13 protein-coding genes are annotated in these 16,830 nt (G+C 59.3%); 6 read left to right on the forward strand and 7 right to left on the reverse strand.

Annotation, left to right across the window (positions count from 1 at the left end):
- Positions 1-202 precede the first annotated feature (202 nt).
- Positions 203-343, forward strand: coding sequence for a hypothetical protein (locus ACRWA7_RS29090; protein ID WP_157766662.1), 141 nt, complete (start codon positions 203-205; stop codon positions 341-343).
- 69 nt (positions 344-412) lie between these two features.
- The gene (locus ACRWA7_RS29095) at positions 413-895 is read left to right on the forward strand and encodes a GDP-mannose mannosyl hydrolase (protein ID WP_060857049.1); all 483 of its coding nucleotides are present in this window, start codon (positions 413-415) and stop codon (positions 893-895) included.
- 221 nt (positions 896-1,116) lie between these two features.
- On the opposite strand, the gene galU (ACRWA7_RS29100) is transcribed toward ACRWA7_RS29095, so the two are convergent.
- Complete coding sequence (galU, locus tag ACRWA7_RS29100; RefSeq protein ID WP_438393912.1) at positions 1,117-2,058, reverse strand: UTP--glucose-1-phosphate uridylyltransferase GalU; 942 nt, start codon at positions 2,056-2,058, stop codon at positions 1,117-1,119.
- Positions 2,059-2,551: 493 nt separating this feature from the next.
- Between galU (ACRWA7_RS29100) and ACRWA7_RS29105 the strand changes: the two genes are divergently transcribed.
- On the forward strand, positions 2,552-3,562 hold the full coding sequence (locus ACRWA7_RS29105) for a helix-turn-helix domain-containing protein (protein ID WP_060857083.1): 1,011 nt from the start codon (positions 2,552-2,554) through the stop codon (positions 3,560-3,562).
- Positions 3,563-3,662: 100 nt separating this feature from the next.
- Positions 3,663-4,253 (forward strand): phosphatase PAP2 family protein, encoded by a 591-nt coding sequence (locus tag ACRWA7_RS29110; protein ID WP_438393913.1) that lies wholly within the window; start codon positions 3,663-3,665, stop codon positions 4,251-4,253.
- A gap of 59 nt (positions 4,254-4,312) precedes the next feature.
- On the opposite strand, the gene galU (ACRWA7_RS29115) is transcribed toward ACRWA7_RS29110, so the two are convergent.
- Entirely contained in the window at positions 4,313-5,242 is a 930-nt protein-coding gene (gene galU / locus ACRWA7_RS29115) for a UTP--glucose-1-phosphate uridylyltransferase GalU (RefSeq protein WP_438393916.1), read from the reverse strand.
- 89 nt (positions 5,243-5,331) lie between these two features.
- Positions 5,332-5,475, reverse strand: coding sequence for a hypothetical protein (locus tag ACRWA7_RS29120; RefSeq protein ID WP_167353931.1), 144 nt, complete (start codon positions 5,473-5,475; stop codon positions 5,332-5,334).
- Between the two features lie 283 nt (positions 5,476-5,758).
- On the opposite strand from ACRWA7_RS29120, the gene ACRWA7_RS29125 reads away from it, so the two are divergent.
- On the forward strand, positions 5,759-6,937 hold the full coding sequence (locus ACRWA7_RS29125) for an acyltransferase family protein (protein WP_438393919.1): 1,179 nt from the start codon (positions 5,759-5,761) through the stop codon (positions 6,935-6,937).
- 89 nt (positions 6,938-7,026) lie between these two features.
- On the opposite strand, the gene ACRWA7_RS29130 is transcribed toward ACRWA7_RS29125, so the two are convergent.
- The 3 genes from ACRWA7_RS29130 to ACRWA7_RS29140 form a co-directional block, all read right to left on the reverse strand.
- Positions 7,027-9,534 (reverse strand): glycosyltransferase family 4 protein, encoded by a 2,508-nt coding sequence (locus ACRWA7_RS29130; protein WP_438393922.1) that lies wholly within the window; start codon positions 9,532-9,534, stop codon positions 7,027-7,029.
- 15 nt (positions 9,535-9,549) lie between these two features.
- Complete coding sequence (locus ACRWA7_RS29135; protein ID WP_438393925.1) at positions 9,550-11,043, reverse strand: flippase; 1,494 nt, start codon at positions 11,041-11,043, stop codon at positions 9,550-9,552.
- Between the two features lie 696 nt (positions 11,044-11,739).
- Complete coding sequence (locus tag ACRWA7_RS29140; protein ID WP_438393926.1) at positions 11,740-13,941, reverse strand: hypothetical protein; 2,202 nt, start codon at positions 13,939-13,941, stop codon at positions 11,740-11,742.
- A 725-nt stretch (positions 13,942-14,666) separates the two neighbouring features.
- Here ACRWA7_RS29140 and ACRWA7_RS29145 point away from each other — a divergent pair.
- Positions 14,667-15,635, forward strand: a complete 969-nt coding sequence (locus ACRWA7_RS29145) for a GDP-mannose 4,6-dehydratase (RefSeq protein ID WP_060857053.1) — start codon at positions 14,667-14,669, stop codon at positions 15,633-15,635.
- On the opposite strand, the gene ACRWA7_RS29150 is transcribed toward ACRWA7_RS29145, so the two are convergent.
- Positions 15,625-16,626, reverse strand: a complete 1,002-nt coding sequence (locus tag ACRWA7_RS29150) for a LysR family transcriptional regulator (RefSeq protein WP_438393928.1) — start codon at positions 16,624-16,626, stop codon at positions 15,625-15,627. The genes ACRWA7_RS29145 and ACRWA7_RS29150 overlap by 11 nt on opposite strands.
- Positions 16,627-16,830 lie beyond the last annotated feature (204 nt).

Below are 16,830 nucleotides of genomic sequence, written 5' to 3' on the forward strand. Positions count from 1 at the left end.
CCTGCGTTGACGCGACTCAAGCTGCGTATTGGCTTACAAGCACGGTCTTTAGTCGGTTTAAGCCAGCCCATTGCCAATACGGAGGCTCAGGCCCCGCGCTACACTGAATTGCATGCATAAAGTGCCGAAGCAATCAGAGATGCGCAGGAAAACTTTGCCCTCTTGGCCAGCAACAGCGCAACCCAGCCTATTCGGAAACATCATGGAAAGCCTGCGCCTGATGCCGATTCTTGTCGTCGCAATGCTCGGCGGCGGGTTGGCCGTATGCGCGCTGCTTGCGTTGGCCGTGTTTGTCGTCAGTCACACCTGCACACGCCTGTTCAAAAACAACGACCATGATTGAGGTAATTCGAGCGTGACAGACCTTTCTTCATTCAACGTGGTCGCCGCTGTGCGTGAGCCGGAGCGGCCCATGCAAAACGCGCCGTCCCGTCTCAATCCTCATCTGGGCAAAGCGGATTTTCTCGACGTCGTCCGCCTGACTCCACTCGTGTCCATCGACCTAATCGTGACCGACGGAAACCGCCGCGTGCTGCTCGGGCAGCGGCGCAACCGTCCCGCGCAAGGTTCGTGGTTCGTGCCCGGCGGACGCATCATGAAAGGCGAAACGCTCGATACCGCGTTCACGCGGGTGGTTCGCGACGAACTGGGCATAGCGAGCGTTGAACGCTCGGCGTCGCGTCTGTTCGGCGTGTTCGAGCATCACTACGATGAAAACTTCGCGGGCGTCGCGGACATTCCGACACACTACGTGGTGCTCGCCTACTCCATCACGTTGGGCGGCGCGGTACCCATCGGCCGCTTCGACCAACATAGCGGATATGCGTGGCTGCTGCCTACTGAAGTGCTCACTAGAAGCGACGTGCATCCAAACGCGAAAGCTTATTTCCGTTAAGCCCTGGCAGCACGTCCAGGCAATCTTCAAGCGGCTCGCAAAGCCGCTTTTTCATTTTGCGCGAAACAATTGGCGCAAAAAAAGCCCGCACGAGGCGGGCCAAAGACCATAGCGCGCACCGGGGGGCTAGCGCTACTTACAACACGGTTCATGCTGCATTAAATTACGTGTCCCCGCCACGGCCGGAATTGCCTGCAGCTAGCTTGATTCCGGCGCTGTCGTCATTCGGTGTCGACAGCGAGTTCAGGTGTTTCATCGAATCGTTCAATCTCGGCCTCGTTCGCGGGATGGCGGCCCGCGAGGAACGCGCGCAGATACGCCTCGAATGGCTGCGCGACTTCAGGGTGGCGCAGCGCGAATTCGACGGTTGCCTTCAGATATCCCAGCTTGCTGCCGCAATCGAAACGCTTGCCTTTATATCTGTACGCCAGCACTTGTTCGTCAGCGAGCAACGCCTGGATCGCGTCGGTCAACTGGATCTCGCCGCCCGCGCCCGGCTTCTGCGTGCGCAAATGCTCGAAGATGCGCGGCATCAGCACATAGCGGCCCACCACACCGAGATTGGACGGCGCCAGCGCCGGTTCCGGCTTCTCCACTACACGTGCGATCTTGAAGAGATGTTCGTCCCACAGGCGGCCATCGATCACGCCATACGATCCCGACTCGCCCGGATCGATCTCCTCGACGCCCACCACCGACGAATGATAGTGATTGAACACCTCGACCATCTGCGCCATGACGGGCGGCTCGCCGTCGAGCAGATCGTCGGCGAGCATCACGGCGAAGGGCTCGTTGCCTATGAGTTTTTCCGCGCACAGCACGGCATGGCCCAGCCCCAGCGGTTCAGCCTGGCGTACGTACACGCAGTCCACATGCGACGGCTTGATGTTGCGCACGAGGTCGAGCAATGTGCGCTTGCCGCGCGCCTCGAGTTCGCTTTCTATTTCGTATGATTTGTCGAAATGATCTTCTATGGCGCGTTTGCCGCGGCCCGTGACAAAGATCATTTCCGTGATGCCGGCAGCGACTGCTTCTTCCACTGCGTGCTGGATCAGCGGTTTATCGACGATGGGCAGCATTTCCTTGGGACTTGCCTTCGTCGCCGGAAGAAAGCGCGTACCGAGCCCAGCGACGGGGAACACCGCCTTGCGAACTTTCAGCATATCCGACCCCTTGTTTGTCCGGCGCTCGCGAACGGGCCAGGATTTCATGTCAACGTGATTTATGTGTTTTATGCGACTCGGCAAACACGTTTCAACTTGCATGCCTCGATAGGCGCGAGCCCGGCGACGCAATCTCGATCACTGATGGTCAGCTTATTACTCGAATATCGAAACCATCTGCCAACATCTCGTGCTTTTCAGACGACCGTCATGACGCTTCAATCCCGCCGCGTATAGTGCGACGCATACGAGACCAAATACCCGCCGCTCTGGCCGGCAACGGAGAAAGCTGATGGGACACGCTAATGGCACGAGCCGGTTGCAGGTTGTACGCCCGGCTGGTGCGGACCCCGCGCTGGTGCACCATGAGCACGATGCGCACACTGAACACGCCAAGCCGCGCACGAATACGCCCGGATCGTGGCCCGGTGCACATGCCCGGGAAGCGTCGGCCGAAGGACGCGATCCGGGACAAGAAACCGCCAACGAAGCCATGCAAGACGTCATGCACGAAGCCAGACTCGAAGGGACGCCGGCGCCCAGGCGCATAGGCATTCTTATCTTCGAAGATTTCTCGCTGGTCGAAGTCAGTTCGATTTCCGAAGTGTTTTCGCTCGCCAACGAAATCCATGAACTGTCGGACTCGGCCGCCATCAAGGGCGGCGAAACGCCGGACTACGCGCTGCTGTTTTTATCGAGCGACGGAGGGAGCGTGGCCAGCAGTTGCTCCATGCGTATCTGGACCGAGAGCCTCGATACACGCTGGATGAGCGATTGCGACGCGCTGTTCATTGCGGGCGGCGACGGCGCACAACGCGCGAAACTCGACACGCAGTTGCTGCGCCGCCTGAGCCGCGTCGCGCCGAAGATATCGTTCGTGAAAGCGATAGGCGAAGGCTCGCAAATCCTGGCGGCGGCGAACCTGTCGCTGCAAAATCGTGCGCCCGACTTCGAGGATCCGGCAGCGGCGTCGGCATTGACCAGCTCGCTGTTCATCGCGGAACAGACGCTTACGCTCGACGACCCCAAGGGCCCGATTGCGGCCGCGTTATCGATCATCAAGCGCGACTATGGCCCCGCGTTGGCGCGGGAAGTGTCGGAGCGCTCCATCCCGGGCGCGTGGCCAAAATTGTCCGCGGTACTCGAAGATACGGATGTGGGCGGCGTGCGCCAGAAGATCGACGCAGCCGCGCGATGGATGCGCGAAAATTACATCCGCCCCATTTCGATAGCCGACGCCGCGCGCGTCGCCGCCATGAGCGAGCGCAACTTCCTGCGCCGGTTCAAGGCGCAGATTGGCCTGACGCCATCGGAATATTTATTGCGTGCAAGGCTGGATGCAAGCTGCATGTTGCTTGCGGCGACCGACCTTCCCGTGGACAAGATCGCGCGCCGTTGCGGCGCGGGCAGCGGCGACGGACTGGCGAAGATTTTTCGCAAGCGCCTGTCGATCTCGCCAACGGAATACCGGCTTGCCGGGCGCAGAAAAGCGGCGGAGGACTGACGCGGCTGCAGTAACATCACATACGAAGTCAAGGCATTGCGCGACAAGCCAAGCGCGACGTTTTGCAGTCGCAGCGCGGCGCGCGCTTTTCGGGGGAAGCATGACGGGTACCACTATTCTGGGTTTGATCACCAATCTCGGTGACGTTGCGCTCACCATTCCAATCGCGGCCGGTTGCGCGATCTGGGTGCGGGCAACGGACAAGCGCGAGGCGCTGGTCTGGATCGCCCTGCTTGGCGGCGCGCTGGCGCTGGTCGGGGTCAACAAGATTCTTTATGCGGGCTGCGGTCTGGAAATTCGATCGCTCGAATTTCGCGTGATCAGCGGCCACACCATGCTGACATCGGCGGTATGGGGCGTGACGTTCGGATTGCTGGCAGGGAGCTGGCGTGCGGACTGGTACGGGCTTGGTGCGGCAGTGGGGTTGGTACTTGGCGCGCTGATCGGGTTTTGCCGGGTCGTGCAGGATGCGCACACGCCAATTGAAGTGGTCGCCGGATGGTTTCTGGGCAGCGGCGTGGCGCTCATTTTCCTGCGGCGCTTTTTCGGGCAACCGCGGAAGATGACCGGGTCGTTGTTCGCCGGGCTTGGGCTGCTGGCGGTATCGACGATTGCTTATGGGCATCACGCGCCCGTCCAGCAAATTCTCGCCGCGTATTCGCCGTGGTTATGCCGGTGGTTCGATTTGTAAGCTGTCTTTTTAGGCCTTCATGAGCCCGCGCCAGATGATCCGATGACGCGGGCGAACGCCTACTCAAGCACGGTCAGTTCCGCCTGCTCAACCTGTTCGACCTCCGGCGCCGGCAGCAACTCCGCCATGCACTCGCGCAGATAAGCCTCGAAACCGTCGCGCACCTCCGGGTGCTGCAGCGCGAGTTGCACGGTCGCCTTCAGGTATCCCAGCTTGCTGCCGCAATCGAATCGCGTGCCGTAATAGCGGTACGCCAGCACCTGTTCCGCCGACAGCAGCGACGCAACAGCGTCGGTCAACTGGATCTCGCCGCCGCTTCCCGGCTGCGTCGCGCGAAGATGCGCAAAGATCCCCGGCATGAACACATAGCGGCCGACCACGCCCAGATTCGAAGGCGCCAGCGCCGGCTGCGGTTTCTCCACAATGCCCGAGAGCTTGATGATGTCTTCTTCCCATTCGCGCCCTTCAATCACGCCATACGACGCGCTATCGACGCGGTTGATGCGCTCCACGCCAATCACCGAGCTATGGTAATGGTTGAACACATCGACCAGTTGCTTCATGACCGGCTCTTTGCCGTGAAGCAGATCGTCGGCAAGAATCACGGCGAACGGGTTGTCGCCGATCAGCTTCTCGGCGCATAGCACCGCGTGTCCCAGACCGAGCGCGGTCGGCTGGCGGACATAAAAGCAGTCCACGTTTGCCGGCTTGATCTTGCGAACGACGTCGAGCAACGCTTCCTTGCCGCGCGCTTCGAGTTCCGCCTCGATCTCATACGACTTGTCGAAGTGGTCTTCAATTGCGCGCTTGCTTCGGCCCGTCACGAAAATCATTTCCGTAATGCCGGCCGCAATAGCCTCTTCTACCGCGTATTGAATAAGCGGTTTATCGACGACGGGCAGCATTTCCTTCGGACTCGCCTTGGTGGCGGGCAGGAAACGCGTCCCAAGTCCGGCGACAGGAAATACGGCTTTGGTGACTTTCAGCATCGCGCGCTTCCCAAATGATGATTGATTAATGCCCGAGCGCGTGTTCGCGAAATTCATGCGCTCAATGCACGACCGTTCATTTAAAAGACTTATTCGTGATCGTCGGGCTGTGGAAAACGAATGCCCGATGCATTCATTGTCGACATTGGATCGTTGCGCAGCGCGTCCCTGTATGCCGAAACGGCGGCAAGGACCAATAAAACAGCAATACCGGCAAGTGCGTGCATGTCCATGACGTAATCCCTGTATGCGAATGGTTTGAGACGAAGTTATCAGAAAAAAAACGGCAAATAATTGCCGAATAAAAATCGTCATTTTCGATACATGCCTTGGCAGCTTTTTTTCGATCCCGCGAAAGACGGGGTTTTTTCGCGCATATTTTTCCATTATTTGCGGGACTAACATCACTCTCGGGACTTTACGAGTGAGCACGCCTCAAACGGCGCGGGGAAGCCGGGGTTCAGCGCCTCGGCCTCGCTTGATACAAACAGAATCAACCCGGACACGAGGTTTTAAATGAGCGACTCTTCCTTGCTCAATCCAGGAGCTTCCCGCTTGCGGTTATCGCCGGAGCGCGCGGCCACGCTCAGCTTGGACGAAAAGGACATCGCCATCAACGCGTGGCGGGGTTTCGCGGCGCTGCTGGTCGCGTATTTCCATTGCCGCCAGATCACGTGGATCGGCATTCAGCAATTTCACAAGACGGCCGCCGGGTTCGATCTCAACACGCTGTTCAGCTATCTCACCTTTCCGATTGCATGGGGTTCGGCCGGCGTGCCGATTTTCTTTGTGATCAGCGGCTACTGTATTCATCGCGGGACGGCGCGTAAGCTGATCGCCAATCCGTCCGCGCCCTTCGATACCCGCAACTTCCTCATGCGCAGGTTCGCGCGGATTTACCCTGTGCTGCTCGCCGCGCTGGTGCTGACCTATCTGCTCGATTCATGGAGCCGCAGCTTCACGCCGACCAGTCCGAAGATCGGCACGCTGGACCTGCATTTATTTATCGTCAATCTGCTTTCGCTGCAGGGCGTGGCGGGCAAGACGTTCGGTTCAAACGGCGCGCTGTGGACGCTGTCGCTCGAAGTGCAGTTCTACCTTGTGTATCCGCTGCTGATTGCCTTGCGGCGCCGGATCGGGATGAAGGCCGTGCTGGTGAGCGTGGGAATCGTCAACGTGGCGTCCGCACTCGTATTCGAGCGTCACGAGATCGTCTTGTTCGCGTCGTACTGGTTCTCGTGGACGCTCGGCGCGTGGATAGCCGAAGCGAAAGCCGCGCCCAATGCATCCAGATCGGCCTCCGGATCGTGGAAATTGCAGGTTGCGGCGGTTGTGGTCGCGCTGCTCGGATGCGCGGCGTTTCAGATCGGGCAGTACCTGGCGTTTCAACTCTGGGCGGTCGCGTTCGCGCTGTACCTGTATCAGGTACTCGATAAACCCATGCGCAACTCGCTGCCCGTGAAAGGGTTTTCATGGCTCGGAGAGTTCAGCTTTTCGCTGTATGTGGTGCATATTCCGATCCTCGTTTTCCTCGGATCACTTTTGTTTCGCTCGGCGCTGCAGACCGAGATCTGGCCGTCGTTCGTCTTCATGCTCGCGCCGGTTGCGGTAGCGTTCGGGTTTTACAGGCTCGTGGAACGGCCGGCCATGCACTGGTCGGCGAGTCTCAAGCGCAAGCAGGCAAACGTGACTTGAGGAGTTGGACGCGCGTTGGTCGATCGACAAAAACACGAAGCCCCGCATGATGCGGGGCTTCGTGTTTCAGCTACTAGCTTTCGAAGAACTCAACCGCGTTTCGACCGCCCCTTCCCGGCGACATCCGACAGAATCTTCTGCACGCTTTCCACATACCGCTCCGTGCCGAAGCGGTTGATCGCGTTTGCGTAACCCTGCTCGACCAGACGGTTGCGCAGGTCGGCATCGGCGGATAGTTCACCCAGCACGCCCGCCAGTTCGTTCACGTCGCCCGGCGTGCACAGAATGCCGTTCTCGCGGTTCGTCACAATATCCACGACACCACCCGCACGCGACGCCACGACTGGCCGCTTCGCCAGCATGCCCTCGATGATCACGCGACCGAACGGCTCGGGGCTGATGGACGTGTGGGCGATGATATCGACTGCTTTCATGCACGCCGCGATGTCATGCTGGAAACCGAGGAAATGCACGCGGTCGCCGAGTCCGTGCTCGAGCACGTAGGCTCTCAGTTCGGCCTCGTAAGCGTCCTCGCCGAAGAGCGCCGCGCCGACCAGCACGGCGTGCATATCGGGCGCATCCAGCAGCGCTTCGAGCAGCACATGCTGGCCCTTCCAGCGGGCAAGACGACTGAACGAGCCGACAAGAAACGCATCCTGCGGCAAGCCGAAACGCGAGCGCAATTCATGTTGCGCGACCGCTTCGAGCTCGGTGAACGGCTCCGCTGAAATGCCGTTGAAAACAACGTCCAGGCGCTCTTCCTTCATCCGCGTCAACGCGGTAAGTGCGACGGCGGACGCAGTCGAATTCGCGATCACGCGTTCCAGCATCAGCTTCGTGCACCACTTGATGATGGTGAGTTGCGTCTTGCCGAAATGCTCGGGACTGACGATATCGCGCAAATGCCACACCACCGGACGCCGCGAGATCAGGCCCGCGATTGCGCCAACCACCATCGCGCGTTGCGTGTTCACATAGATCACATCGGAGTTGCGCGATTTTTCGAGCGTGCCGCGCACGAGTCCCATCACGCCGCCGATCATGCCGGCGCTCGGCCGCTTCATGCCGCTGTCCTTGCTCACGCCGCCAAGCGCGGCGCCGTCGAGTACATCGACCTTGATGCCGACTGCTTCCAGTGCAATGCGAAACGGGCCGTCATCGAAGAGAACGGTCTCGTTGTTGCCGCGCATGTTCTTCATGACCTCCAGCAGCGAGAGCTCCGCGCCGCCGAGCACGCCGCTTTGATCGACGGCGAGCACGCGCATGCCGTCGGCGGCTTCATTGTCTTCATCCTGCTTTGGCGTGGTCGTCTTGATCTTGCGAACGAGCGGCACGGGCGGCAACGCCGGCGGCGGCAGCGTGAACTGCGGCGCGACGCTTTGCACGTAGGCGCGCAGGCCGTCGCGGAAATGCCTCACCGAGAAACGCTCGGCGTTCGCGCGGCAATCCGCCGGGTCGATCTTCACCGCGCCGAGCTCGAAACCCTCCACGGCGTCGATGATCGATTCGGTCGTCTGTTCATCGAAGAAGAGACCTGTCGGGCATGCATTCGAACTGTCGAGCACGGTTTCCAGCGCGCCGCCCTTGCCGTATGCGATCACCGGCGTCCCGCATGCCTGCGCCTCGACCACCGAAATGCCGAAATCTTCTTCGGCCGCGAACACGAACGCCTTCGCCCGCCGCATCTGATCCTGCAGCACTGAAAACGGCTGATAACCCATGATCTCGATGTTCGGTGTAACCTTGTCGCGGATCTTGCGCATGTCGGGACCATCGCCGATCACGACGAGACGGCGCCCGGGCATCTTTGCAAACGCCTCCACGATCAGGTCGATCTTCTTGTACGGCACCATGCGCGACGCCGTCAGATAGAAGTCCTCCTTCACCTCGCAAAGCTGGAACGCATCGACGTCCACGGGCGGAAAGATCACATGCGAATCACGGTGATAGACCTTGTTGATCCGCCGCGCGATGAACTCCGAATTCGCGATGAAGTGATCCACCGAGTTCGATGTGCGGATGTCCCAGTTGCGCATGTAATGCAGCACGAGGCGCGCGAGCATGGACTTCGGCCCGGCGGTGAGATTCGATTGCTGCAGGTACTGGTGCTGCAGATCCCATGCATAGCGGATAGGCGAATGCACATAGCTCACGTGAACCTGATCGGGACCGGTCAGAATGCCCTTCGCCACGGCATGACTGCTCGATATCACGAGGTCATAACCCGACACGTCGAGTTGTTCGATCGCGAGCGGCATCAGCGGCAAATATGATCGATACCGTTTCCTGGCCTGCGGCAGTTTCTGGATGAACGACGTGGTCACCTTCTTGCCGCGCATCCACGCGCGCTCTTCCATGAAGTCGACCACGCTGAACAAATCCGCTTCTGGAAAACAGATGAGAATCTGTTCGAGCACCTTCTCCGCGCCCGCGAATGCGACCAGCCAGTCATGCACGATCGCCACGCGCGGCACCCGCTTGGCAACGCGCGCGCGATGCTTCGGCGGTGCGTCCATCACGGCAGGCGGATTCTCGTCGATACGGCCGGCAGGTTCCTGCACCGGGTCGATGAGCACTTCATCGAGGTCATGTCTCATGCGCCACTCCTCACCTTAAACCGTGGATTTCGCGCGTCGTTTAAGACGCGCACTCAACTCTCGAACGAAGCCGCGCGCCATGGAGCGCAAGGCGGGTCGCGTCAACAGGGAACAAGCGGCATTGAGGCCTGCGATAAAAAACGCGGCGGCAACGGATTGCAGCGGGTATTCGATTGGATCGACGAGATAAGCCACGCCGAGCCCCGCGACAAGAAACGCGAGGTGCAGCAGCATGTCGGCGGCGATCGGCCGGGCGTTGACGCGTGAGATCCACAGCAGCAGGCCGTAGTCGGCGAGTGAGCGCAGCACGACCACGCTTGCCGCACCGATAGGACCAAAGTGCGCAATGCCGAACCACAGCGCCGTCACGAAGAACGGCAGTTGAACCAGGCCGATACGCGCCGCCGTAGCGGGATTGATTTGCGACTGGATCATGATGCGTGTCACGCTGGCTTGCCCGACGAGCCACACGCCGACGATCAGAATGCGTCCAACGGGTGCGCTTGCAATGGCGATTTCCTGTCCGACCCAGATGTGCAGGAACGGGGCGAGCACGAGCATGACGAAGAGCGCGATGGGCGTAAACACACCGTTCAGGAACTCTAACGATTGTCGGACCATGGCGTCGGCGTGATCGCGCTTGACGGCCGAGAGGCGCGGAAACAAGGTCCGCACAAGCGAGTTGGGCAGCATGTTCAGCCGTGTGACGAGGTTCTGCGGCACGGTGTAGTACGTGACGAAACGCGCGCCGAGATTCGCGCCGAGCAGAATGCGATCGAGCGAGTCCGTGATCATGCTGGAGATGGTCGCGACCAGCATCCACCCGCCGAATTTGAACAAGCCGCTGGCGACACCCAGTTGCGGCCATTCGATGCGTTTGAGATCGAGCACCTTGATGCTTGCGCGTGCGAGCAGCACGACCGCAATGACGCGCGCGAGCACTGCGGCGGCGAGTACCGTTTGCAGGTTGGGGGCGATCTTCCAGGCGGCGGCGAGCGGCAGCAGTTGGAACAGGAACGTGCCGATTGTCTGGTTCGTGTTGTAGATGCCGAAGCGTTCGACGCCGTTGATTGCGCCGGCGCACACCCATGAGACGTTCGCGATGGGGATGGCCAGTGCGAGCCATGGGAGCGCGTGATAGACCTCGCGCTGCATGTCGGGGGATGTGTGCGCGACATAGGCGGTGTAGGCGAAGGCGCCGAAGTAGATCAGTGCTCCGCCGATGATTCCTGTGCCCAGGTTGAGCCAGATTGCGCTCCAGAAAACGCGTGAGCGTGCTTCGGGGTCGTTTGCTGCGTGTGCCTTCGATATTTGATGCTGGGCGGCCATGCCCATGCCGAGATCGAGAATGCCGAAGTAGCCTATGAGTGTCCAGACCAGGCTGATCACGCCATAGCGTTCTACGCCCACGAGATGGATGTAGGCAGGGACGGTGATCAGGGAGACGAAGGTCGGTAGCACCAGTCCCGAGAAGTTGATCGCCATGTTTTTGATTAACGATTTTTCCATCAGGGGCGGGTCGTTGGCACTTGGGGTTAAAGGGGTTTCTTTCTTTAGTGAACGGTTTTGGTCAATTCAGGGTTGCTGCTTTTTGCGCCTGCGCGCGGTCCCTGTTTGTTGTTCCTCTTTAGCACTGTTAGCCACTGTCCGTGGCGGGACTTCATTTCTTTTTCCAACGGCGAAAAAGAAACGAAGCAAAGAAAACGCCTTCCAACCGCCAATTCTTAAGGAGACCAAGCGTGCACTGACATCTGTTTGGTACTTCAAAAGACCGCACTGCGCATAACCCCAGACACCTGAAACCCTCCCGCTTCGTCCACGGCTACCCACACGCTTCGCCACCAGTGTTTGTGGCAGTCAATAAATAGTGCGAATGAATTTTTGGCGGCAGTTTTCCCCTGGTTCTCGTGTTGGCCCGAGAACGCTAATGGCGAAGCGTGTGGATGTCAGGATTCGGAGGGGAAGGGTTTCAGGTGTTCTTTGTTATGTGGGCTCCGTTCTATTTAAGGGCCAAAAACGTGTGCTTGCGCGCTGGGGACACTTACGTGCCCTCGTTTGGAAGGCGTTTTCTTTGCTTCGTTTCTTTTTCGCCGTTGGAAAAAGAAATGAAGTCCCGCCACGGACAGTGGCTAATAGTGTTAAAAAAATCAACGCACATGGAACGCGCAAGACCCTGAACAGAACACCCCCGCGCCCCCAAGACCTTCACGGTCGCCACCTGTACATCATCACCTTCCCCCGCGCATCCTCTTCAACGAAAATCAGATACTCCCCATCAGCCTGCCGGCTCGCACTAATGCCATTCGGCACATCCACCCACCCCGACGCACGACCCACCTCCGGGCCAGGTTTGATCACCCCAACCTCACGCGCAGTATCCTTCTCATAGACATGCACCATCCCATACGGCTCAACCGTAAAGAGATACTTGCCCTCCACCGTCAATCCAATCGTGGTAACAAGCGGCTTACTCTTCGTATCCCACGGCAAGGCAATCGAATAACGCTCCCGCGGCGTTCCCGACCAATGGTCGTATCGCACCAAACGCCGCCCCACCTCCTTCCAGTACCCACGATCAAACGGCTCATCCGCCGTGTAACCCGTCAAATACATCGTGTCCGTATCCGCCTCGTACACCGCACGCTTCACCACGTTGAACGGCGCCGGCATCGGATAGTTCTGCGCATTGTCATAGGCGTAAAGCGGATTGCCCACCTTGTCCACACCACCATATCGAAAACGATTGATGCCGCGTGTGTCACTCGTGTGCCAGATGTCACCCTTCGTGTCGACCCACCATCCCCAACCACCCGGATTGGGCAGCAAGCCACTGTTTACCTCGAACTCGTTCGCCTCGAACCGTCCGTTGCCGTTATCGTCGTGCCAGATCCAGTCACCACCCGCCGGACGATTCGGAATGTTCACCGCGGCACGCTCCCGGCCCGCGAAGTAACCCGAAGGAATCGCCAGCTCACCGTCGCGCTTCGCATCGAATCGATAAATCTTCAGATGATCCGAATACATGTCGACCAGATACAAAAACGTGCGGCCATTCAACCTGCGAGCGATCGGCTGGCCAGGCCAGTCATCGACGCTGAAACTCGGGTCCTCGGGATACTTGAAACGCCCCGAAAGGAAGCCCGCATATTTCCATTCCTGTCCCACCGGTTTGGATAAATCCAACTCAAAACGCTTGTTCCCGGTGTACACGCTGTTGGGACGCGCCGGGTCCATCCATGCACCGTCGACGAACAACAAGCCCTGCACCTGCCACAACTGCTTGCCATCGGTTGCGTAACTTTCGAGCGTGGCGCCCAATCCCGCGCCGGTCGAACCTTGCCGCACACCAATCCCATTCGTCGATACATAGATGTTGCCCCCGGCATCCGTACCCACTCCAGTCAGTCCGTTGAAACGCTGCGGACCCGGCCGCCCTGGAACGCCCGAAAAGATTCCGCCGCGCTCTCCCAGCGCACTCGTCTCGCGATACGTGTTGGCACCGCCCTCACGCGTGAAGATCAACACCTGTTGACGCGGACCGTTGTCTGCAACCAGCAACCGCCCTTGTCCGTCGATAGTCAGATCGACCGCATCGGTTCCCGCCGCCAAAGCGGGTGCATCGTCAATGGGCGCGCCCGCCGGCGTGTAGTGCGCGAGCCGTGCCTTCGCGCCTTGCGTATTCACCAACGCCCACAGCGTGCTGTCCTTCGCGAGCGCGAGACGCCCCGGTTGCGGCGCGCTCCAGTTGTTCTTTTGTTGCATCGACTCGGCGTCGTACACTTCAATACGATTCGCCGATGTATTCGCGACATACAGCAGCGAGTCAGTCGCGGCCAGGCCGCCAACGTCCTGCCTGAATTCGGTCTTCGGCGCGCCGCGCTTTTCCTCCGGCGCTTCATTCACCATCAGGAACGCGGCCGCAAGCCTGGCTTGCTCGTCCGCCTTGTCCGCAGCGGGATTCGCCTGGAACGTGGCCGCTCGCTTGATGTCGCCTATCTCGCGTCGTGACACGCCAAACCACTGCTTGCCCTTCGGCGGCCATATCCCTGGCCTCGACAAGACGCCGCGCTCATTGCCCACCGCAACCGCAACGAAGACGTATCGCTGGTTCAACGCAATCGCGTTGCCGCCGTAATGGCCCCAGCCGTGCGTGCCGTCGGCCGTTCCGAGCACCTTGCCATTCTTGTAGATGCTGACTTCAGCACCGCTCTCGTCCCACGGCGCGTTCGTGAACACGCGGCCGTCCGGAGCAACGGCGATCGCGGTTATGTTGATCTGCGTCCACACGCCATCGCCGAAACCAAAGGTGTTGCCAATCCATGATGTGCGCGCCGGCAGCACCGTCGGCGGTGCCACGTACGCTGCATATGCCGGCGCCACGGCAGCCATGCCAAGCACACTCACCATCCAAAACCGCGAAACCAAAACCTGAATACGACGCAAAGTGCGAACCAAGAGGTTTTCTCCATCTGAGAGCGGCCAGCTATGCTCGGTCTGCCAATGGCATAGGTAAGGCGTCACGGCCGTTACTCGGGTTAATCAAGCCTACCGTTCAAATATTGCAAAAAAATCTGAAATAAATGGATTGATGAAATCTGCAGATACGTTGCATGAATTCCAGATCGACTTATTTTGTTCAAAAAATTGTTTCGAAAAGTAAGAAACTGGATGGTGCCGTTGACGTGCAATGGGGCCTTCAGAAGCCGCAAAGCGCATGGGCCGCCTCAATATTTTCTTAATTGTTTCGCCATAGAATTAATGACGATTTTTATTGGTTTTTCTGTGCGGCCCGCATCGGAAGGCGTGAAAATCGGGTCAACGAGCGCATATTCAGCTCGCAACGCATGCGATTGTGCAGAACATGCGTTAAATTTTTCCAAACGCTTCCGGGTCGAATCCGCCGGCGATTTCTTCGATGGACACGATGTGTTCTGTCCCCTTGCAAAAGGACGCGCATGTTAAAATTCTGTCCTGAATTGACGCGGAAAATGGCTTGGCGTCTCATTACATGCTGCACCAGGCTTGTCGGGCAGTGAACTTGCTCAACGGTCGCCATGTCGGAATGGCTGAAATATGGGCGCTGCACTCCACCCGCGACATGAGCGACATGATCGCCGCACACACCAAGCGCAATGAACGACACAAAACATCCTGATGGCGGCACGAAGCGTCGCCGCGCTCTCATCACGGGTCTTTCGGGCTTCACCGGACGCCATATGGCCGAGCGGCTGCTCGACGAAGGCTACGACGTGTGGGGCACGACTTCGCCGGCGTCGGAAGCGGACGTGCCGGGTACGACCGGCCTGCCTGTCGACCTGCTGGATCTCGACGCCGTGCGTGCTTGCGTGGCCGATGCAAATCCGGATGTCGTGGTGCATCTGGCCGGACTCGCGCACGTGACGGGCAATCCGCCCACGCAGAGTTATCTCGTCAACATCATGGGCTCGCGCAATCTGCTCGACGCGCTCGCGCTGCTCGACAAGAAACCTCGCGCGGTGCTGATGGCGAGCACATCGAATGTGTATGGCAATGCGAACGTGGAAGTCATCGACGAAAACGTGCCGCTCAGTCCCGGCAACGACTATGCGGTCAGCAAGCTCGCCATGGAAAACATGGCGCGCTTATGGCTCGACCGTCTGCCCATTTTCTTTACACGGCCATTCAACTACACGGGCGTCGGTCAGGGCGAGGATTTCCTGTTGCCCAAGATCGTCAATCATCATGCGCGCCACGAGCAGAAGATGTCGCTTGGTAATCTTGCGGTAAGCCGTGATTTCTCCGATGTCCGCGACGTGGTCGAGGTCTACGCCCAGTTGATCGAAAAAGCGCCCGCTGGCGAAGTGTTCAACACGTGTTCCGGGGTCGGCCATTCGCTTGGCGAAATCCTGGGCATGATGCGGCGCATTGCCGGCTACGAGATCGAGGTTTTCGTCGATCCTCGTTTCATGCGTCGCAATGAGATTGCGAAACTCGTTGGCTCGAACGTCAAGTTGCGGCGCGCGATTGGCCGCGTGCCGGTCACGCCCATTTACGACACGCTCGAGTGGATGTACAAGCACGCTCGTGCAAAATTCGAAAGCGTCGCCGCCGTCAAGGCGTAACGCGCCCGGTCGGGACTTGCCCGTTCGAAAAGTGGCGTGCTTGCGGCATTGCTCTTGTCTGGCCGGCGAGCGGATCGTCCTCGGAGACTTGCAGCGATGATTGCCGCCTGTAGACCTCTGCAATCCATTCAATAAATACTTTCACGCGCCGCGGCTGGTGGCGGTTCGCTGCATAGAGAATCGACACGACTCGCGGATAAGACGGATACGCCTGCAGCACTTCGCGCAAAGCCCCGCTTTCCACATACGATGCGAGCGTATAGCTCGACGCCTGGATCAGTCCGAGTCCGTTCAGGCCACACTCTACGTACGAATCGGCGTCGTTCACGGCGAGCATTGCCTTGAGCGCAACGGCGCGGGTTTCGCCATTCACCACGAATTCCCAAGGCCTCACGCGTCCCGTCTTGCTCACGAGATAGTCCACGCAATAGTGATTCTCGAGATCCTCGAGCGTCTTTGGCTCGCCGTATTTTTCGATATACGAGGGTGCGGCGACTGTGATTTGCGAGTATCGGCCGATGGTTTTTGCGACCAGGCCGATATCGCCGACTGCGCCTACGCGGATCACGCAATCGACGCCTGATTCGATGATGTCGATTTGTTTATCGGTGAGGCTCATTTCCACGCGGATATCCGGGTAGGCCGCAAAAAATTCGGGAAGCGCGCCGATGATCGTGCTTTTTGCCATCAGGGCGGGGAGGCTGACGCGCACTGTTCCTTTAGGGCTGAGTTTCGAGCGCGAGAGCACGGACTCCATGTCGTCGACTTCGCCCAGGACGCGCACGCAGCGCTCGTAGTAGATTTCGCCGTCTTCGGTGATGCTGATACTGCGCGTGGTGCGGTTGAGCAGACGTGCGCCGAGGTGTGCTTCGAGGGCTTGTACGGTGCGTGAGACGCTGGCGGCGGGGAGGCGCAAGGCATCGGCGGCCTTGGAGAAGCTGCCGCTTTCGACGACACGCACGAAGACTTTCATCGCTAGGAAACGGTCCATGGACAGGGGTTCCAGGCTGGGGTTTTACGGGGTAGCGCGGGGCGGTTGGGCCTTGGGCGTGATTATTATGATGGAAATTAGGTTTTGATGCGCTGAGGGGGGCTGGCGCGGTTGGGGTTAGGGCTCGTGGGATCCTGCTCTTTGGGTCTTCGCGCGGTCCTTGTTCGTTGTTCCTATTTAGCACTGTTAGCCACTGTCCGTGGC

The sequence above is a fragment of the Caballeronia sp. DA-9 genome, assembly GCF_051615025.1.
GTDB classification, from domain to species: Bacteria; Pseudomonadota; Gammaproteobacteria; order Burkholderiales; family Burkholderiaceae; genus Caballeronia; species Caballeronia sordidicola.